Below are 17,878 nucleotides of genomic sequence, written 5' to 3'. Positions count from 1 at the left end.
ATCCCACAGGCCGTATTGTTTCTTCTGCAATTTCAATATGCTAGCTCAATACGGTGGAGAGGCCATCGGCTCGACACTAACGACCTGCGGCAGAGCCCTGGAGCAGTGCGCTGGCCTACAGCGCTCGCGTTTGCGGCCAGATAACGGCGCGCACAGCCGATCTCCGAGCGCAATGCCGTCTCCGCGCTTCGAGGCATGGCGACAGGTCTTCGGCGCGACCTCAACCGGCGCACAGGCACGGCACTGCGAATAGCTCTCGCCAAGACACGGCCGACCTTTTCAACAGCCTGCCAGGGCCATTTCGTCAGCCTCGGGTCCCGCCAAGACAACTCCGTCATTCACTCGGTAGACTCGATCCGCAATCTCGATGAACGCGGGCCGGTGGGTGATGGCAAGTACAGTCATCTCGCCCGCGAGGGCTTTGATGTTCTCGCAAATAGCCTGCTCCGTAGCCGGATCAAGCGCGCTCGTGACTTCGTCCAGAATCAGCAGTCTTGGTTTGGCTGCGAGTCCTCTGGCAAGGGCGATCCGCTGGCGCTGTCCGCCCGACAGCTTGCTCCCCTTCTCGCCTACCAGCGACATGATGCCATCGGGAAGGTCTTTCACGAATTCCCAAGCGCCGGACTGCTCAAGCGCCCTCCGTACCTCCTCTTCTCCAATGCCCGGATCGCCGAGGCTGACATTCGCATAGATGCTGTCGTTGAAAAGCACCAGTTCCTGGGGCACGTAACCGATCTGGCGGCGCCAAGTCTCCAGCTCTATCTCGCTCAAGGACACGCCGTCGAGCGTCACTTGACCTTCATCGGGCGGGTAAAGGCCGATGATCAAGTCGGCGATTGTCGTTTTCCCGGCACCGGAAGGCCCCGTCAGGACTGTGATCTGCCCGGCAGGGATCTCAATGGAGACCGTGTCAAGGATGGTCTTTGCTCCGTATCCAAAGACGACGCTCTCCAATCGGCATCCTTGCTCCAGAGTTGCCGTGAGGCTGCCTTGCTCGCGTTCCTTGGCAGCGCCGGACTCTTCGATGAACGCGTTGATCTTCTCACAGGGCCCCTCAACCATGGCGGCATTCTGGTAGGTGTCCTGGAGCTTCGAAACGCCTCGAACGCTCTTGGTGAGAAGAATACCCACAACAAGCAAGTCAATAAATTCTACGTTCCACACTGTGATTGCAAAGTAGAATCCAGCGCTAAGAGCAATGGACAAAAATATCTCGTTCAAATTCTTCAGCGCTTGCTTGCTAAATACCTGACGTTTCATGGCTTTGCGAACAGAGCCGATTTTCTTGTCGAAAAGGTTCGAGAAGGCGGCCTGCTTGGCCATCGACTTCAGCGGCTTGATGTTGTTGAGGGCGTCAACGAGGAATACCATCAACTCAGACATACGCTGCATCTCGCGATACCCGGCTCGCCTCGCGATTTTGACTAGGAAGCTTAGGCTGACCAACATCAAGCCAGCCACCAAAATGGCGCCGATTGAGATTTGCCAAGACACCAAGAAACCGGCAACGAGGTAGACTGCAGTCTGGATCGTGTTTGCCAAGAATGTTGCACAGTGTGAATAGGCAGAACCGTACTGGCTGGCCGCGCCGCTCAACAGGTGCGTCACAAGGCCTACCGGGTGCTGGACCAGATAACCCCACCGCACCTTCAGCAAGTTCTCGATGATGCGACGCCGCAAGCGGGTCACGACCTCGGCGATGGTATGGCCGACGTGGCGCATGGCGAGGAAAACAAAAACTGATTTCAAGACCATGGCGCCGGCGAAGAAAAGGAGTAACGGACCGACCTCGAAAGTAATGTCGAAGCGCTCGGCGATGTCTCTGGCAATTATTGTCACCTGAGATTGGTCGGCTTCATCCTGCGAGGTTAGAACGGACAAGAGCGGTACCAGGGTCATGAAGCCCACACCCTCGACAAAGCTTGCCGCAATGAGGGCGGCCAGAACGGTCCACGGGCGGGCTCCATCGGCCTGGAAATAGATTCTGAACAGTGTTCTCAAACCTTCGCCCTTTGCGTTCTGCGAGAGATGCCCTTGGCTAGATGACTACCACCCCGTGGGAAATCGGCGCCTACGCCACGATACTGCCGGATGAGAGGGAGTGTATCGACCGGGTCCCGCCATCGATGCGGCACGTCCGCCAGCGGCTCAATGGTCTATTCTTCCTGGCACGGGGAGTCAATCTCAGAGCGAGTCATCGACTCGTGCAAGTATCTGAAATGCAGCAGTTTTGACTGGCGGTGACCTTGCCCCTGAAGCGCCTCAGTTTGATGTAGAGCCGGTCCCTTGGATACCTTGGCCCGGTCTCGTGTATGGGATGCATTAGCCACCAGCCGCTGGTACGCCAGTCAGCTCCTGGGCGTCGCCGGCGATCAGGACTCGGCCTCGATGTTGATCGTAAGGGTCTTGCGCATGGCCTCCGAGCCCGCGCCGGTCATGGGCCGGACGGAATGCCAGGAGTTGAAGGTCTTGACGAAGATCACCGCCTGATTGGGCGTGAAATCGAAGGAATCCAGCACATCGACCTCGTCGAAATCCGCCTGGCGATTGAGCTGATTGTAGACCTGTGTCTCATCCTTCGGCCGATTGATGTCGGTGCCGCCGCCGAAGGCGGGGTCCCATTCGTCGCCGCGTATCATCGAAACCACGAGGGTGACGATTTTGCTCGGCGCGTCGGTGTGGGGAATGACCGAGCCGCCGTCGGCGGGCAGCATCGAGAATTCGAAGCGGGCGTTCAGCCGCGGCTCACCTTGCGGCAGCTTCAGGCTCGACAGACGCTTCACCGCCCGCGTCACCTGCTTTCCGAACCCTGTCTGCTCGCTGTAGCCGATATCGACGTTTCGCTGGCGCAGCGCAGCGAGGACGCTCTGGATGAAGTCCGGGCTCTTGATCCAGGCGTGGAAGTCGCGCCAGACCGAAGAGGCGCGGACAAACTCCTTGTATTGCCGGCCGTGGTAGCGCTCGGACAGGGAGTACTTCTTCCCGATCTTGGGTATGTACTTGAACAGCTCGACGGGCGGGTAGGCGGCGACCAGCTGCTGGTACAAGGACTCCTCCAAAATCGGTTTGGCGAGTCCGATCGGAAATGGCTCGTAGCGAAGCTTCAGGTGGTCGTAGGTGAAGTACATTCCGGACCGCCCTTACGGAAGACGACTTGCGCCCAGTTGTCACGCCGGTGGTGTCCCAGATCCCTGACCTCCACGACATCGAAGCCACTGCGTTGCGCTATCTCTTGAATGAACTCCTCTCGATTCCGCCAGATCATGGACTCGAACCTGCCGGGCGTGAATCCCTCTTCGAAGCCCTGAAGCAGGTCGGCAACGAAGAGGCCGCCGCTGCGCAGGACCCGGTCGATCTCGCCGAGAAGCTTTTCGAGGTCCATGACGTGGTCGAGGGAGTTGCAATAGACCGCGTCGACCGTGCCATCGGGGAACACCAGATGGTGGAAGTCGCCCTTGAGGACGCAGTCGTTGTCTTTGCCGGGATTGAGGTCGATGCCGACCGCGAAAAACCCGAGATCGTGCAAGGCCCGGACCTCGGTGCCGAGCCGGGCGGCAAGGCAAAGCACGTTGCGCGCCTCGCGCAGAGGCTCGCAGTCCGCAAAGCGGCGCCGGAACTCGGCGAGGTCGACCTCGTAGGTCTCGTGGAGCCTGTGCTCGACCTGGCTCAGCTTGCTAGACTGATGTTCCAGATACTCGGCGTAGGACGCATAGCTGCGTTGCGCCAGGTCCGACTGGTGCTGCCAGGTCTCGGTATCGAAGGCGGCTTCTCGAGCGGCGACCTTTGCCGCCCGCTTGCGCGCCCGCCCGCCTTCACCGACGCCGAAGCGGGCAATATTCGCCAAGCGCCTGAGGATCTTCCGCGCTCTGGTCGATAGATCGGGCGACCTGCCCGCCTTGAACGGGGCCTGGGTCTGCGGACCGTCCTCCGGCTTTGGCGGCGGACTCGAAAGCGGTTGCTTCTGGTCCTGCTCAATCCGACTTGCAGCTTTCAATTGCACCCCCGGCTTTGCCTGGCCTATCGAAAACACTGAGGTCGGGCCGCCTGCGCTCCCCGTCCGGGCTTGCAGCGGCCACCTGAGACGTCATTGTATGAGAGCCCTGCATGTCCGGCGGGGGCCCGAGTCGATCCTGCGACGGCACTAGGAACCGGAATGCGCAGCTCTACCGCGCCGTTCGACGTCGTTCCGGTCCGTCGGCAAGCCTCTCTTAGCACCGCTCGCAGTCTTAACCAAGCCCAGGGTGGACCGGCAGGGCCGGCGCTTCAGGGACCGGCGGCGACCTCGATAGCGCCGTCCTGCTCGGCGAGCTCGAACATCTGCAACAGGACCTCCGGCTCGTGGGCGCCCGAAAGCGCATAGCGGTTGGCGAAGATGAAGGTGGGCACGCCCTGGATCCCGGTGCGGCGGGCCAGGGAGTCCTCGTCGCGCACGGCCTCGCTTTCCTCGCTGCCGGCCAGGAAGGCCTCCAGGCCCGCCGAGGCGAGGCCGGCCGCCTCGGCCACCTCGATCAGGGCCGCCGAATCGCCGATGTCCTCTCCCGCGAGGAAATAGCGGGCGAACAAGGCCTCGACCACCGCGTCCTGCTTGCCCTCGGAGCCGGCGCGGCGGATCAGGCGGTGGGCGTTCACGGTGTTGGGGGTGCGCCGGATGGCGCCGAAGTCGAAGGGGATCTTCTCGCCGGCGCCGGCCTCGGCGATGGTGTCGTAGATCCGCTGGGCCGCGGCGGGACCGCCGAACTTGAGTTCCAGGTAAATCTGGCGGTCCATGCCCTCGGCCGGCATCTCGGGATTGAGCTGGAAGGCCCGCCAATGGACCTCGATCTTGAGGTCCGGCCGGGCGGCGAGGGCCCGCTCGAGGCGGCGCTTGCCGATGAAGCACCAGGGGCAGATCGGGTCGGAAAAGATGTCCAGCCGCATGGCGGTCCTCCGCGAGCCTTGACCTTTGGATGATCGTCATCCCAGCATAGCGCCCGGGATGCGGCGCGTCTGTAGCGCCGGGCCCGGGCCGAGACAAGAAAGCGTGACCCGAGGCGGGATGCCAGCAGAGCCTTCGATCTTCGACCGGGACCTGGACCGGAATCCGGCCAATTCCGCGGCCTTGACGCCCCTGAGCTTCCTGCGGCGGGCGGCGGCGGTCTACCCGGACAAGCTCGCCGTGGTTCACGGCGCCGCGCGCTTTACCTATCGCCAGTTCGAGGAACGCTGTCGGCGCCTGGCCGGCGCCCTGGCGGCCCGAGGGGTGGGCAACGGCGATACCGTGGCGGTCCTGGCGCCGAACATCCCGCCGCTCCTGGAGGCCCACTACGGGGTGCCCATGACCGGGGGCGTCCTGAACGCGCTCAACACCCGACTGGACGCGGCGACGATTGCCTTCATCCTGGAGCACGGCGGCGCCAAGGTGCTAATCGCCGACCGGGAGTTCTCCGAGGTGGTGGAGGCGGCGCTGGCGCGCCTGGAGACCAGGCCCCTGGTCATCGATATCGACGACCCGGAAGGAGAGGGCGGCAGCCTGCGCGGCGAGACCGACTACGAGACCTTCCTGACCGGCGCCGATCCGGCCTTCTCCCCGGTGCTGCCGGCGGACGAATGGGACGCGATCTGCCTCAACTACACCTCCGGGACGACCGGCAACCCCAAGGGCGTGGTCTATCACCACCGCGGCGCCTATCTGAACGCGGTCGGCAACCTGATCGCCTTCGGCCTGACCCCGCAGGCGGTCTACCTCTGGACCCTGCCGATGTTCCACTGCAACGGCTGGTGCTACACCTGGGCGGTGACCGCGGCGGCCGGGACCCACGTCTGCCTGCGCCGGGTCGACCCGGCGCTGATCTATCCGCTGATCCGCGACGAGGGTGTCAGCCACATGTGCGGGGCGCCGATCATCCTGAACCTGCTGATCCATGCCCCGGACGAGGTGAAGTTGGCCTTCGAGCAGACCGTCGAGATCGTCACCGGGGGCGCGGCGCCGCCCAGCGCCGTGATCGAGGCCATGGAGGCTCAGGGCTTCCGGGTCATCCACATGTACGGCCTCACCGAGTGCTACGGCCCGGCGACGCTCTGCGCCTGGCAGGAGGGCTGGGACGGCCTGGACCTGCAGGCGCGCTCGGCCAAGATGGCGCGCCAGGGGGTCTCCCTGCTGACCCTGGAGCACGCCACGGTGCGCGACCCCGAGACCCTGGCGCCCCTGCCGGCCGACGGCGAGACCCTGGGCGAGATCATGCTGCGCGGCAACACGGTGATGAAGGGCTACCTGAAGAACCCAGCGGCGACCGAGGCCGCCTTCCAGGGTGGCTGGTTCCACACCGGCGACCTCGCGGTCCTGCACCCCGACGGCTACATCGAGGTCAAGGACCGGGCCAAGGACGTGATCATCTCGGGTGGCGAGAACATCTCCAGCCTCGAGATCGAGGAGACGCTTTACCGCCATCCCAAGGTCCTGGAGGCGGCCGTCGTGGCCCGGCCCGACGGGACCTGGGGCGAGACGCCCTGCGCCTTCGTCACCCTGAAGGACGGGCAGGACGTCGAGGCGGAGGAGATCATCGCCTTCTGCAAGGACAACATGGCCCGCTTCAAGGCGCCAAGGACCGTGGTCTTCGGGCCGCTGCCCAAGACCTCGACCGGCAAGATCCAGAAATTCGTCCTGCGAGACAAGGCGAAGAGACTCGCCTAGATGTTTGATTGGATTAACGACTTCTGGATCGGGCTCGAAGCCTCGCTGAACCCCTACAGCGAGCAGCAGCTGGCCCTGTTCTTCGCCTGGCTGGTGGTCTTCACGACCTCTTCGGTGGCCCTGATCATGGCCGACCGGCGCTGGCTCAGGTTCCTGGCCTGGGTGGTCTGCACCGGCTCGTCCTTCGGCCTCTGGCAGGCCGGCTGGATCACCCTGACCATCGCGACAAGCTATTGGCCCGCGGCCCTGGCGGTCGCCGGCACCGCGGCGGCCGGCTCCGTCTGGTTCGGCCGCCGACGCAGGAGGATCAGACTATGACCGAGATCTGCCCGGCGTCCTGGCCGGGATTGGACGGCAAGGCGGCCATCGTGACCGGCGCCTCCAGCGGCCTGGGCCGGCATTTCGCGCTGACCCTGGCCCGCGCCGGGATGAAGGTGGCGGTGGCGGCGCGGCGGGTCGAGAAGCTGGTCGAGCTCTGCGAGGAGGTCCAGGGCTTCGACGGCCGCGCGATCCCGGTCGCCCTGGACGTGACCGACGCTCAGAGCGTGCGCGATTGCGTCGTCCATGCCGAGACCGAGCTCGGCGCCCTCTCGGTCCTGGTCAACAACGCCGGCACGGTGACCCCGGGGCGCGCGCTCGACGTCGAGGAGGCGGACTGGGACAAGGTGATCGCCACCAACCTCAAGGGCGTCTGGCTCATGGCCCAGGAGACAGCCCGCCACATGGCCGAGCAGGGCCACGGCGGCTCGATCATCAACATCGCCTCGATCCTGGGCCTGGTCGGAACCGCGCGGATCCCGGCCTATTGCGCCTCCAAGGCCGCCGTTGTCAACCTGACCCGCTCCCTGGCCGGCGACCTGGCCCGCGACGGGATCCGGGTCAACGCCCTGGCGCCGGGTTACTTCGAGACCGACCTCAACCGCGACTACCTCGCCAGCGAGGCCGGTCAGGCCATGCTGAAGCGGATCCCGCAGCGCCGCTTCGGCGATCCGGAGGAGCTGAGCGGTCCCTTGCTGCTGCTGGCCTCCGAGGCCTCGCGCTACATGACCGGCAGCGTGATCGCCATCGACGGCGGCCAGTCCGCCGTGATCTGAACCCGAAGCGAGCCCGCTCATGGATTTTGCCCTGCCTGCCGAGATCGAGGACCTGCGCCAGCGGATCCGTACCTTCGTCGCCGCGGAGATCCTGCCGCTGGAGGCGGATCCCGAGGCCTATGACGACCACGAGAACATCCGCCTCGACCTGCTGGACGAGCTGCGTGCCAAGGCCAAGGCCAAGGGTCTCTGGGCGCTGCAGATGCCCAAGGACCGGGGCGGGCAGGGCCTGCCCGTCGCCGGCATGGCGGCCTGCTACGAGGAGATGGGCCGCTCGATCTTCGGCCCCGTGGTCTTCAACTCGGCGGCGCCGGACGACGGCAACATGATCGTCCTGCAGAAGATCGGCAGCGAGGACCAGAAGGCGCGCTGGCTGCAGCCCATCGTCGACGGCGAGGTCCGCTCGGCCTTCGCCATGACCGAGCCCGCGCCCGGCGCCGGCTCCGACCCCTCGGCCATGCGCACCGTGGCCGAGCGCAAGGGCAACAGCGCCTGGACCATTCGCGGCCGCAAGTGGTTCATCACCGGGGCCGGGGTGGCGCAGCACTTCATCCTGGTCGCCAAGACCTCCGACGACCCCCGCAAGGGCCTGACCGCCTTCCTCTTCGACCGCGACCAGCCGGGTTGGGAGATCCTGCGGCGGATCCCGATCATGGGGCCGGAGGAGCACGGCGGTCACTGCGAGCTGGCCTTCGACGGCCTGGAGATCCCGGACGAGAACCGCCTGCTCGGGGTTGGCGACGGCCTCAAGGTGACCCAGATCCGCCTGGGCACGGCCCGCCTGACCCACTGCATGCGCTGGCTGGGCATGGCCAAGCGGGCCCTGGAGATCGCCTCGGGCTACGTCTCGGAGCGGGAGAGCTTCGGCAGCAAGCTGAAGGACCGGGAGGGCGTGCAGTGGATGCTGGGCGAGGCGGCCATGGCGATCGAGGTCGGCCGGCTCTTGACCATGAAGGCGGCGCTGAAGCTGGACGCCGGCGACTTCGCTCGCAAGGAGGTCTCCATGGCCAAGATCCAGGTCTCCGAGGCCCTGCACAAGGCGGTCGACACGGCGATCCAGCTCTGCGGCGCCCGGGGATACTCCAAGGACACGGTGCTGGAATGGATGTACCGTTACGCTCGCCAGGCGCGCCTGGTCGACGGCGCCTCCGAGGTCCACAAGATGGTCCTGGCGCGCTTCCTGGTCGAGGAAGGCCAGGACTTCTGGGGCTGGGCGTGACCGACCAGAGTGCGCTGGAGGCCTTTCTCGCCGAGGCGGCCGGAGCGTCAGCGGCCCGGGTCGTCTCCGACAGCCAGCTGACCGGCGGCGCGATCCAGGACAACCGCCTGCTAGTGGTCGAGTTCGACGGCGGGCGCCTGGCCGGCCGGCAAGAGCTGGTGCTGCGCCGCGACGCGCCCTCCGGGGTCGCGGTCAGCCACGGCAAGGCCGAGGAGTTCGCCCTGCTGACCGCGGCCTTCGCGGCCGGAGTGACCGTTCCGGAGCCGCTTTTTCTCAGCCTCGACAGAGCTCTGGGCGGGCCCTTTTACGTCATGCGCAAGGTCGAGGGCGAGGCCCAGGGCCATCGCCTGGTCCGCGAGCCGGCGCTCCTGGGTGACGGCGCCGCGGTGGCGGAACGGCTGGGCGAGGAACTCGGCAAGATCCACGGCATCACCCCGCCATGCCCCGACCTGGACTTTCTTCCGCTGCCCGAGGGCAGCCCGGCCCTGGCCGCGGTGGCGGCCTACCGGTCTCACCTGGACGCCCTGGAGTGGTGGGACCCGGCCCTGGAATGGGGCTTGCGCTGGTGCGAGCTCAACGCCCCGCCCGAGAGGGAGCTTGTCCTTGTGCATCAGGACTTTCGGACCGGGAATTACATGGTCGACGGAGGCCGTCTGACCGCGGTCCTGGACTGGGAGTTCTGCGCCTGGGGTGACCCCATGAGCGACCTCGGCTGGTTCTGCGCCAAGTGCTGGCGTTTCGGTCGCGACGCGCTGGAGGCCGGGGGCATCGGGCCGCGCGAGGCCTTCTACCGCGGCTACCGGCGCGTCTCGGGACGCGAGATCGACCACGAGGCGGTCGCCTACTGGGAGGTCATGGCCCACCTGCGCTGGGCGGTCATCGCCTTGCAGCAGGGCCAGCGCCACGCCTCGGGCGCCGAGGAGTCCCTCGACCTCGCCCTGACCGGACGCCGGGCCGAGACCCTGGCCTGGGAGATCCTGCGCCTGACTCCGCCGGAACGCTGGAGCGCGGCCTCATGAAGCGGCACCAGACCTCGGGCGCGGCCCTGCTGCGCATCGCCCGGGCGGTCCTCAAGGACGACCTGCTGCCGACCCTGCCCAGGGAGCGGCGCTTGGAGGCCCTGATGGTGCTCTCGGCCCTGGGCATGGCCGAGCGCGAGCTGGAGAACGCGGCGCCCGAGGACGAGACGGGCGCGATCGCGGGGCTCCTGGGCACCGCGACGGGCGACAAGCCGGATTTGCGCCGCCGGCTGGCCGAGGCCATCCGCGCCGGCCGCTTCGATGGCAGCACCGCGCTCTTCGAACTCGCGCGCTCAGGCTTGGAGTGGCGGCTCCGTGAGACTGATCCTCGAGTCGTGGACAAAGCAGAGGCCAAGACTTGAGGTAGGCAGGCAGGTCGATCAGCGCAGCGCCTTGCCGAGCTACCGTCCACCTTTGGCCGCAACGCCATACATGGTTCAGCTAAGGCCTGGTTAGAGCTTCCGGCGCGGGTGGCGGCCCCAGTGTAGAGTAAAGCGCGACGCCCCTATGGCCGGCGTCTGGTAGATCTCCACAGTCCGAGCGACGTAGCCTCTCCGGTCAGGGTCGCGGCGTGCCGGCGTCGGTCTCCAGGGTCTCGCTGACCTTGGCCCAGGTGCTGCCGAGGTGGGCGCGGAGGATACGGGCCAGGGCCTCGCTTTCGCGGGCGGTGAGGGCGGCCAAGATCTGCTCGTGCTCCTCGATGGCGCTGTGCCACTTCGCGTTGTTCAGGTTCGACTGGTAGCGCACCCGGTAGAGCCGGGCGTTGAGCTGGGCGTGGAGCTCGGCCAGGGGCGCGTTGTGCGCGGCGGCGACGATGGCTCGGTGAATCGCCTGGTTGAGCTTGAAGTAGGCGAGGCGGTCCTGACGCTCGAAAGCGGCGAGCATCTCGAAGTGCAGGGCGCGGATCTCGGCGATCTCTGCATCCGTCGCGGCGGCCGCGGCCTGCTCGCCGGCGAGCGCCTCCAGGGTCGCCAGGACGCTCAGGAGGTCGCGGATCTCCCGCGGGCTGGGGTCGCAGACGACCGCGCCCCGGTTGGGCAGCAGATCGACCAGCCGCTCGGCCGCCAGAATGCGCAGCGCCTCGCGCATCGGTGTCCGCGAGACCTGCAGCGCCTCGCCGATGTGGCGCTCGCGAATCCGGGCCCCCGGCTGCAGCACGTTTTGGGCGATCATGTCGCGCAGCCGCTCGGCCACGGTCTCGGCCCGGGTGTGGTGCCTTGGTGTGGCGGTGCCGGCTTCGAGCACGGCCCCCTGATCGAGCTCGCTGTCGGAAGGCTGGGTATCACGATCCATGGCGCAGTCTATCCCGGTCACGGCGAAAGGCGAAAGCTTGGCGGCCGGCTTCAGCAAAAAAATAGCATACCAAAAGGCCCGACTTGCCTCACAGGATGAAGGGTCTCCTGCATGACCAAAAGATAATTGCATAATATGTTCGAAAACAGAGGAAAAAGGAGCCGCGCCTCTGCGTGCGATCGTTGACAGTCGCAATTTTGGTATGCAATCTGACGGTGCGCCGGTCAAGAAACAAGAACAGAGGCCGGTCGACTCCGGCGGAACGGCCGGCTCTGAGAAGCGGGAGGAAGCCATGTTCATGACCAGGCGCGCCTTGACGGGCGCCCTTTTCGGCATCGTTGCCATCGCCCTAGCAGATCTCGGCGGCTCGGCCCGCGCCGAGCAGGAGATCGTCTTCGCGATCAGCGCCAAGACCGGCTCGCTGCAGCAGATGACCGCCGCCGAATTCACCAAGCGCGCCAACGAACGGCTGGCCGGCAAGGCGACGGTGAAGCTCTTCGATTCCGCTCAGCTCGGTAAGGACAAGGAGCTGATGCAGAAGCTGAAGCTGGGCACGGTTCACATCGCGCTGCCCAGCTCGATCATGTCCTCAGTAGCCGACGAGTTCGGGCTCTTCGACATGCCCTTCCTGGTCAAGGACCGGGACCACGTCGCGCGCATCGAGAAGGACGTCTTCTGGCCCGAGATCGCCCCGGCCGCGGAGGCCAAGGGCTACCAGGTGCTGGCGGTCTGGGAGAACGGGGTCCGCCACATCACCAACAACAAGCGGCCGATCGCTACCCCGGCGGACCTGGACGGGATCAAGCTGCGCACGCCGAAGTCGAAGTGGCGGGTCAAGATGTTCGAGGCCTGGGGCGCCAACCCGACGCCGATGGCCTTCTCCGAGGTCTTCGTCGCCCTGCAGACCGGCGTGATCGACGGCCAGGAGAACCCCTACACCAACATCTGGTCGGCCAAGTTCGCCGAGGTGCAGAGCTATCTGTCGGTCACCGGCCACGTCTACAGCCCGGCTTATCCGACCGCGGGCAAGGCGGCCTTCTCGCAGCTCGATCCCGATATCCAGGAGGTGCTGACGGACACGGCCGCGGAAATGGCGCTCTGGGCCCGCAGCAAGGGTGCGGATGGCGACCAGAGCCTGAAGGACAAGCTGGTCGGTGCCGGGATGAAGCTGAACGTCGCCGACCGCGCCGCCTTCGTCGAGGCCTCCAAGCCGATCTACGCCCAGTTCTCGAGTGAAGTCCCCAGCGGCAAGGCGCTGATCGACAAGGCGCTTGCCCTGGCGGAGAGTCCCTGAGCCGACCTTGACGGGACGCCGCAATCGAACCTAGCGGCGTCCCCGTTTTTTTGGCCGGCCTGACCGGAGGAGCGGGATGCAACGCGCGGCGGCGGTCCTGCATCGCCTGCTGGAGGCGATCACGGTCGCCTTGCTGGTGAGCCTGGCGATGGTCGTGGTCTCGGCGGTGGTGGCGCGCTACGTCTTCAACTCGTCCTTCCATTGGTACGACGAGGTCGCCTCGGTGATGCTGGCCTGGCTGACCTACTATGGTGCCGCGCTGGCGGCGCTGCGGCGCAGCCATCTGGGCTTCTCCGGGTTGGTGCTCGGATTGCCGCGCGGCGCCAGGGTGCCGGTCTTTCTTCTGGCGGAGGCGGTGGTCTACGCGGTCTTCCTATCGATCGCCTACGCCGGCTGGTACGTGCTCCGGGTCATGGCCGGCGAGACCCTGGTCTCCCTCGACTGGGTCCCGCTTCAGTTCACCCAGTCCGTAGTGCCGATCGGCTGCCTGCTCTTCGTCCTGGCCCAGGGGCTCTCGACCCCCGAGGCCTGGCGCCGCCTGCAGAGCGGGCGCGACGCCGACGCGGTCGAGATCGAGACGGAGATCGCGCGGGCGCGGGCCGACGCGCCGCAGCGGGGCCCGGCGGCATGACCGCCCTCCTGGTCTTCCTCGGGCTCCTGGCCCTGATCCTGCTGAACGTGCCGATCGCGGTGGCGATCTGCGCGGTGGCACTGGTCGGCATGGTGGCCTCCAAGGGGGTCTTCGGCCTCTACAACGCGGCGCTGACAATGTTCGACGGCGCGACCAGCTTTCCGCTGATCGCCATCCCGCTGTTCATCCTGGCCGGCGCCCTGATGAACACAGGCGGCATCTCGCGCCGGCTGATCGCCTTCGTCTCGGCCCTCATCGGCTTCGTCCGCGGCGGCCTGGCCATGGTCAATGTCGGGGTCTCGCTGTTCTTCGCTGAGATTTCCGGCTCGGCGGTCGCCGACGTCGCCGCGATCGGCTCGGTGCTGATCCCGGCGATGAAGGCACGGCGCTACAAGGCGACCATGGCGGCGGCGGTGACCTCGTCCTCGGCCTCTTTGGCGATCATCATTCCCCCCTCGATCCCGATGATCCTCTACGGCGCTCTGGCCGACACCTCGATCGTGCAGCTCTTCGTCGCCGGTATCGTGCCCGGCTTGCTCGGCGGCTTCGCCATGCTCTGCCTCTGCCACTGGCTGGCGGTCCGCTACGACCTGCCGCGCGAGGAGGCCTTCTCGCTGGCGCGGCTCTGGGCCGCCTTCAAGGGCGCGGCCTGGGCCTTGCTGTTGCCGGTGATCATCCTGGGCGGCATCTTCGGCGGGGTTGTCACCGCGACCGAGGGGGCGGGGCTGGCCGTGGTGGCGGCCCTGCTCATCGGTGCCTTCGTCTACCGGGAACTCGACCTGCGGCAGTTCTACCATGCGCTGGTCGAGGGCGTGACCCAGACCGCGGTGGTGATGCTGCTAGTCGCGACCAGCGCCGTGCTCGGCCTCTACCTGACCGAGATCGAGCTGCCCCAGAGCCTGGCCCGGGCGATCACCGAGGCCACGACCAGCAAGATCCTGGTGCTGCTGATGCTCAACGTCCTGTTGCTGGTCCTGGGCATGTTCCTGCACGGCGCCGCAGCGATCATCCTGGTCGTGCCGATCGTCCTGCCGCTGGTCCACGCGGTCGGGATCGACCCGGTGCACTTCGGTATCATCCTGACCCTCAACCTGGCGATCGGCCAGCAGACGCCCCCGGTCGCCAGCGTGCTGGTCACGGCCTGCACCATCGCCAGGACGGAGATCTGGGACGCCACCAAGGCCAACCTCCCCTTCATTCTGGTCCTGCTCGCGTTGCTCCTTCTAGTGACCTATGTCCCCTTCGTTCCCATGACTCTCGTCGAGATCTTCTACCGATAGGCCTGGATCATGAAACCGACCATTGCACTGCTTCAGGGTGACGCGACCGGCATCGGGCCCGAGCTGCTGGCCAAGCTGCTGGCCATCGAGGAGCTGCGCGCCGCGGCCAACATCCTGGTCATCTCGGACCGGCGGGTCTTAGAGAACGGCTGCCAGGTCGCCGGTGTGACCCTGGAGCCGCGCCTGATCTCGGCGGCGGGCGAGGCGGACTTCTCGGACGAGAGGCCGAACCTGCTCGACCTGCCGATTGCGGGCTTCGAGACGCTCCGGCCGGGCGAGGTTTCTAAGGCCGCAGGCGAGGCCGTGCTGGCCGGCTACGGCCTGGCCCTCGATCTCTGCGCCGAGGGCCGGGCGGATGGCCTCTGCTTCCTGCCCTTCAACAAGGACGCCCTGCACCGGGCGGGGCTCGGCGTCGAGGACGAGACCCAGTGGGCGAAGGCGCGGATCGGCCACCGGGGGCGGGTCAGCGAGTTCAACGTCATCGACGGCATGTGGAACGCCCGCGTGACTTCGCACATCCCCCTGAAGGAGGTCGCCTACCAGCTCACGACGGCGGAGATCGTGGCCTCGATCAAGCTGGCCGACGAGACCCTGCGGGCCGCAGGCTTCGACCGGCCGCGAATCGCGGTGGCGGCGCTCAATCCCCACGCCGGCGAAGGCGGCAACATCGGCCGCGAGGAGATCGAGATCATCGCCCCGGCGGTGCAGCAGGCCCAGAAACTTCAGATCGCCTGCGAGGGGCCTTTCCCCTCCGACACGCTCTACCTCAAGGTCCGTGACGGCCACTACGACTGCGCGGTCAGCATGTACCACGACCAGGGCCAGATCGCGATCAAGCTGCTCGGCTTCCACATGGGTGTCTCGGTCCTCGCCGGCCTGCCGTTTCCCATCACCACGCCGGCCCACGGCACCGCCTTCGACATCGTCGGGCAGAACAAGGCCGAGGTCGAACCGGCCCGCCGGGCCTTCATGACCGTGGTGCGCCTGGCCCAGGGCCGAAGCGGCCACGGAACGGGCAGGGGCGCCGCGGCGTGATCCGGTCTCGCCGGTGTGACTTCGGCGCCGCGCCCGATCTATAGTCTCCGGCGCGTTTGAACGCAGTGCCGAAACCCTCGAGGATCCGCAGCCGTGGCGACCAACGAGGCCAACCCGCCCCTGCGCGCCGCCCTGGTCGGCGCCGGCGCGTTCGGCCGTACGTTGCTTACGCAGTCGCGCAGGCTCGCAGGGCTGTCGATCCAGGTGCTCTGCGATCTTGATCCGGGGCGGGCGATAGCTACGGCGAAGGCGGCGGGCTTCGACGATGACGAGATCCTCCGGGCCGGTCCGGGCGGCGATACCGGGGCCGAGCTTGTGCCGGGTCGGATCCTGATCACCGACGACGCGGACGCCCTGGCGGGTCTGCCGGTCGACCTCCTGGTCGAGGCGACCGGCCAGCCCGAGGCCGGGGCCCGCCACGCCCTGGCGGCCATCGGGGCGGGCCAACACGTCGCCATGGTCACCAAGGAGACCGACATCGTGGTCGGGCCGATCCTGGCCCGCCTCGCGGCTGAAGCGGGCCGGAGCTACACCCTGGTCGACGGCGATCAGCCCAGCCTTCTGATCAAGCTCTGCGCGCACCTCAGGACCCTGGGCTTCCCAATCGTGGCGGCCGGCAAGGCGACCGAGCACGACGTGGTCGCGGACCCCAGTCTCGGCACCGCCGAGTGCAGGGGGCAGCGGCTAGACACCCCAAACCTGAGGCGCTTCTGGGAGCTCGACCCGGATGCGGTGGCCGCAACGCTGTCCGGCCGGGCGGATTGCCTGGCCGGTGCGATCCGGCAGACCGTGCCGGATCTCTGCGAGCTGGGGATCGTCGCCAACTGGTCGGATCTGGCGCCCGACCGTCCCGAAATGCACGCGCCCTTCCTCAGGCCGGGCGAGCTGCCCGAGGTTTTTCGCGAGACCGATGGCGGCGGCATCCTGGCGTGCGCCGGTCGCGTCGCTGCCTTCGTCTGCCTGCGCCGGCGCGACGAGCTCGGCTTCGCGGGCGGGGTCTTCGCGGTCGTCGATTGCGACCCCGAGCTCGGCGCGCTGCTGGCGGCGAAGGGCCTGCCGGTCAGCCGCGACGGCCGTCGCCTGATGGTTCACAACCCGGTGCATCTGCTCGGCGCCGAGGCGGCAATCTCCCTGCTGGAGACGGTCGAGCCGCGGAGACGAGGACCCTTGCCGCGTCCGCGCGTCGACCTGGCCGGCGTGACCGCCGAAGCCTTGACCGAGGGGCAGGTCCTGGCGCTCGGCGAACGCCATGCGCTGCCCGGCGTGGCGCCCCGCCTGGTTCCAGCAGCGCCCCTAGGCCCTTCGGCGCCGCTGCCCTACTACCTGGCGGCCGGGGCCAGACTGCGACGCGACCTGGCGCCCGGGACCACGATCACCCTCGCGGACGTGGCCTTGCCCGAGGACTCGATCCTCCTGGCCCTGCGGCGGCGGCAGGACGAAGCCTTTCGTGACCCGACCGGCAAGGGACGAACCTTTTGTACGGATATCAGGAGCTTAGCCGATGTCCCGAATCGTAGACCTCAGCACGCCGATCGCTGACCACTTCCGCTGGCCGGTCGAGCGGAGTGTCCGCGGCGACCTGGAGAAGGGCGACGTCTTCCAGGTCACGCGCCTGGGCTGGACGGTCCACGGCTTTACCCACATGGACAGCCCGCGCCACATGGTGCCCGGCGGCCCGACCACCAGCGACATCCCGCTGGAGACCACGATCGGCGAGGCGGCGGTCTTGGACTTCACCGGCATCGCGCCGGAGACGGCCCTGGACGGGGCCGCGCTGGCGGCCCGCGCCGGTCACCTGCGGCCCGGCGATATCGCGCTCTTCAAGACCGCCTGGGGCGCGCGGCGCTCTATTGAGACCCCGGAGTTCTGGACCGAAGCGCCCTACATCACCCGCGACGGCGCCGAGTGGCTCCTCGAGCGGCAGCCGCGGGCGGTCGGCTTCGACTTCCCCCAGGACTATCCGATCCGCCTGCTGCTGAAGGGCGAGGTCCGGCCGATCGAGGAACAGGTCACCCACGACGTCCTGCTACGCAACGGCGTGGTGCTGATCGAGTACCTGGTCAACACCCAGGCGCTCGACCGGGACCGCGTCTGGTTCTGCTGCCTGCCGCTCAAGATCGAGGACAGCGACGGCGCGCCCGTCCGTGCGATCGCGATGCCGGACGCCTGAGGGCTTCGACGGCCGAGCGAAGGCCGCTCCTCAAGCGATTGAATCTCAATACCTCCGAGCCGGTCTGCCGGGCTCGTCCCGCCGCGAACTGCAGGGATGCAGGAACGGCCGGGCGCGCGACCGCAGGGTCCGCCTTGCGAAGCCGAACGGCCTGGCCTTAAGCTTTGAACCAC

General features: G+C 67.0%; 17 protein-coding genes. 12 read left to right on the top strand and 5 right to left on the bottom strand.

Annotated elements, in window-relative coordinates:
• Window positions 1-279: 279 nt before the first annotated feature.
• The 4 genes from QNJ30_01890 to QNJ30_01875 all read right to left on the bottom strand — a co-directional run bounded on the left by QNJ30_01890 (window position 280) and on the right by QNJ30_01875 (window position 4,917).
• Entirely contained in the window at window positions 280-2,001 is a 1,722-nt protein-coding gene (locus QNJ30_01890) for an ABC transporter ATP-binding protein (protein MDJ0942187.1), read from the bottom strand.
• 371 nt (window positions 2,002-2,372) lie between these two features.
• Window positions 2,373-3,128, bottom strand: a complete 756-nt coding sequence (locus QNJ30_01885; GenBank protein ID MDJ0942186.1) for a hypothetical protein — start codon at window positions 3,126-3,128, stop codon at window positions 2,373-2,375.
• Window positions 3,104-3,844: a class I SAM-dependent methyltransferase gene (locus QNJ30_01880; protein MDJ0942185.1), complete on the bottom strand. Its 741-nt coding sequence runs from the start codon at window positions 3,842-3,844 to the stop codon at window positions 3,104-3,106. The genes QNJ30_01885 and QNJ30_01880 overlap by 25 nt, the downstream gene beginning before the upstream one ends.
• A gap of 419 nt (window positions 3,845-4,263) precedes the next feature.
• The gene (locus tag QNJ30_01875) at window positions 4,264-4,917 is read right to left on the bottom strand and encodes a DsbA family oxidoreductase (GenBank protein MDJ0942184.1); all 654 of its coding nucleotides are present in this window, start codon (window positions 4,915-4,917) and stop codon (window positions 4,264-4,266) included.
• Between the two features lie 118 nt (window positions 4,918-5,035).
• Between QNJ30_01875 and QNJ30_01870 the strand changes: the two genes are divergently transcribed.
• Genes QNJ30_01870 through QNJ30_01845 form a run of 6 tightly spaced genes read left to right on the top strand, consistent with a single transcriptional unit; the run spans window position 5,036 to window position 10,364 of the window.
• A complete protein-coding gene (locus QNJ30_01870; GenBank protein ID MDJ0942183.1) occupies window positions 5,036-6,670 on the top strand; it encodes an acyl-CoA synthetase in 1,635 nt (544 codons plus the stop codon).
• Window positions 6,671-6,988: a hypothetical protein gene (locus QNJ30_01865; GenBank protein MDJ0942182.1), complete on the top strand. Its 318-nt coding sequence runs from the start codon at window positions 6,671-6,673 to the stop codon at window positions 6,986-6,988.
• Entirely contained in the window at window positions 6,985-7,764 is a 780-nt protein-coding gene (locus tag QNJ30_01860) for a glucose 1-dehydrogenase (GenBank protein MDJ0942181.1), read from the top strand. The genes QNJ30_01865 and QNJ30_01860 overlap by 4 nt, the downstream gene beginning before the upstream one ends.
• A 19-nt stretch (window positions 7,765-7,783) precedes the next feature.
• Window positions 7,784-8,983 (top strand): acyl-CoA dehydrogenase family protein, encoded by a 1,200-nt coding sequence (locus QNJ30_01855; GenBank protein ID MDJ0942180.1) that lies wholly within the window; start codon window positions 7,784-7,786, stop codon window positions 8,981-8,983.
• Window positions 8,980-10,002 (top strand): phosphotransferase family protein, encoded by a 1,023-nt coding sequence (locus QNJ30_01850; GenBank protein ID MDJ0942179.1) that lies wholly within the window; start codon window positions 8,980-8,982, stop codon window positions 10,000-10,002. Before QNJ30_01855 ends, QNJ30_01850 begins: the two co-directional genes overlap by 4 nt.
• Window positions 9,999-10,364: a DUF6285 domain-containing protein gene (locus QNJ30_01845; GenBank protein ID MDJ0942178.1), complete on the top strand. Its 366-nt coding sequence runs from the start codon at window positions 9,999-10,001 to the stop codon at window positions 10,362-10,364. The genes QNJ30_01850 and QNJ30_01845 overlap by 4 nt, the downstream gene beginning before the upstream one ends.
• A 196-nt stretch (window positions 10,365-10,560) precedes the next feature.
• Here QNJ30_01845 and QNJ30_01840 read toward each other — a convergent pair whose 3' ends face one another.
• Entirely contained in the window at window positions 10,561-11,295 is a 735-nt protein-coding gene (locus tag QNJ30_01840) for a GntR family transcriptional regulator (protein ID MDJ0942177.1), read from the bottom strand.
• A gap of 292 nt (window positions 11,296-11,587) precedes the next feature.
• Between QNJ30_01840 and QNJ30_01835 the strand changes: the two genes are divergently transcribed.
• The 6 genes from QNJ30_01835 (at window position 11,588) to QNJ30_01810 (ending at window position 17,705) form a co-directional block, all read left to right on the top strand.
• Window positions 11,588-12,589, top strand: coding sequence for a TRAP transporter substrate-binding protein (locus QNJ30_01835; GenBank protein MDJ0942176.1), 1,002 nt, complete (start codon window positions 11,588-11,590; stop codon window positions 12,587-12,589).
• Between the two features lie 76 nt (window positions 12,590-12,665).
• Window positions 12,666-13,220: a TRAP transporter small permease subunit gene (locus QNJ30_01830; GenBank protein MDJ0942175.1), complete on the top strand. Its 555-nt coding sequence runs from the start codon at window positions 12,666-12,668 to the stop codon at window positions 13,218-13,220.
• On the top strand, window positions 13,217-14,500 hold the full coding sequence (locus QNJ30_01825) for a TRAP transporter large permease (protein MDJ0942174.1): 1,284 nt from the start codon (window positions 13,217-13,219) through the stop codon (window positions 14,498-14,500). The genes QNJ30_01830 and QNJ30_01825 overlap by 4 nt, the downstream gene beginning before the upstream one ends.
• A gap of 9 nt (window positions 14,501-14,509) precedes the next feature.
• The gene (locus tag QNJ30_01820; GenBank protein ID MDJ0942173.1) at window positions 14,510-15,535 is read left to right on the top strand and encodes a 4-hydroxythreonine-4-phosphate dehydrogenase PdxA; all 1,026 of its coding nucleotides are present in this window, start codon (window positions 14,510-14,512) and stop codon (window positions 15,533-15,535) included.
• Between the two features lie 93 nt (window positions 15,536-15,628).
• Complete coding sequence (locus QNJ30_01815; protein ID MDJ0942172.1) at window positions 15,629-17,074, top strand: homoserine dehydrogenase; 1,446 nt, start codon at window positions 15,629-15,631, stop codon at window positions 17,072-17,074.
• Window positions 17,037-17,705: a cyclase family protein gene (locus QNJ30_01810; GenBank protein ID MDJ0942171.1), complete on the top strand. Its 669-nt coding sequence runs from the start codon at window positions 17,037-17,039 to the stop codon at window positions 17,703-17,705. Before QNJ30_01815 ends, QNJ30_01810 begins: the two co-directional genes overlap by 38 nt.
• Window positions 17,706-17,878: the final 173 nt, after the last annotated feature.

The sequence above is a fragment of the Kiloniellales bacterium genome (genome assembly GCA_030066685.1).
In the GTDB taxonomy this organism is placed as follows: Bacteria; Pseudomonadota; Alphaproteobacteria; order Kiloniellales; family JAKSBE01; genus JAKSBE01.
Note: the sequence above shows the minus strand (reverse complement) of the source record. Positions and strands in the feature narration are given on the sequence as shown.